Origin of the sequence: Blastococcus sp. KM273128, assembly GCF_021698975.1 — a bacterium.
Taxonomy (GTDB): domain Bacteria; phylum Actinomycetota; class Actinomycetes; order Mycobacteriales; family Geodermatophilaceae; genus Blastococcus.
On sequence record NZ_SSXA01000161.1, the window covers coordinates 1 to 1,324 of the forward strand.

The 1,324-nt window shown below is 72.1% G+C and carries 1 protein-coding gene; it reads left to right on the forward strand.

What is annotated here, in order from left to right:
* The first annotated feature begins 224 nt into the window (after positions 1–224).
* The gene (locus E9529_RS21395; protein ID WP_236833273.1) at positions 225–1,310 is read left to right on the forward strand and encodes an IS110 family transposase; all 1,086 of its coding nucleotides are present in this window, start codon (positions 225–227) and stop codon (positions 1,308–1,310) included.
* Positions 1,311–1,324: the final 14 nt, after the last annotated feature.

Below are 1,324 nucleotides of genomic sequence, written 5' to 3' on the forward strand. Positions count from 1 at the left end.
CGCGTCGGCTTTCTTCGCGTCAATGCCAGCATGAGAGCTGCCCGGCGGGGTTCGCTCCTTTCTTCGCTGCCCCGGCTGCGGCCGGTGGCTTGTCCAGCGATGTGCGGCCCCGCCGGGTTCCTCCGGTGGCGCGTGGCTTGATAGGAGCCTGCTCTCCGCTCGATTGAGGCGTGCCCGCGCCGCCGGTGCCCGACCGGTTCACCAACCCGCGGAGGAGCACCACCTTGATCGTCATCGGAGCCGACTCGCACAAGCGCACGCACACCGTCGTCGCGCTGGACGCGGTCGGCCGCAAGCTGGCCGAGAAGACCACGCCGGCCACCAGCGAGGGTCACCTGGCGCTGGTCACCTGGGCGGCGCAGTGGCCCGAGGTCCGGTTCGCCCTCGAGGACTGCCGGCACCTGACCCGCCGACTCGAGCGCGACCTGCTCACCGCCGGCCAGCAGGTGGTGCGGGTGCCGACCCGGCTGATGGCCGGCGCCCGCCGAGGAGGACGGCATCCGGGCAAGTCCGATCCGATCGACGCCGAGGCCGTCGCGCTGGCCGCGCTGCGTCATGATGACCTGCCCGTCGCCGAGCTCGACGGCCCGACCCGGGAGGTGAAGCTGCTGGTCGACTACCGCCGCGACCTGGTCGCCCAGCGCACCCGGGTGCAGAACCAGCTGCGCTGGCACCTGCACGAACTCGACCCGGAGCTGCACGTGCCCTCCAGAGGGCTGCGCCGCTACTGCGTCATCGACGACCTGCTCGACCGGCTCGCCGACCGCCCTGGCGTGGTCGCCCGGCTGACCCGCGCGCTGCTTGAACGCTGCCGCGAGCTGACCGGCCAGATCAACGCTCTGGAGGCCGAACTGAAGAGCCTGGTCGGCCGCCTGGCTCCGTCACTGCTGGCGCTGCCGGGCTGCGGCGTGCTCGGCGCGGCGATGATCCTCGGCGAGACCGCCGGCGTACACCGGTTCCGCAACAAGGACGCCTACGCCCGGTTCACCGGCACCGCCCCCATCCCGGTCTGGTCAGGCAGCAACAGGCGCGATGGCAAGGTCCGGCTCAACCGCGGCGGCAACCGCACCATCAACACCGCCCTACACATGATCGCCGTGACCCAGATCCGCGGCGTCGGCCCCGGCAAGGACTACGTCGCCCGCCTCCATGCCTCCGGCAAGACCTCCACAGAGGCCGTCCGACTGCTTCGCCGACGGCTGTCCGACGCGGTCTTTGCCGCCCTCCGCGCAGACGCGCACTGCGCTCAAGCATCGCCGGCAGCGGCCCCGGCAGCGGCCCCGACCCCCGGCCTCCCGGCTGTGGCTTGACATAGGAGCATCGC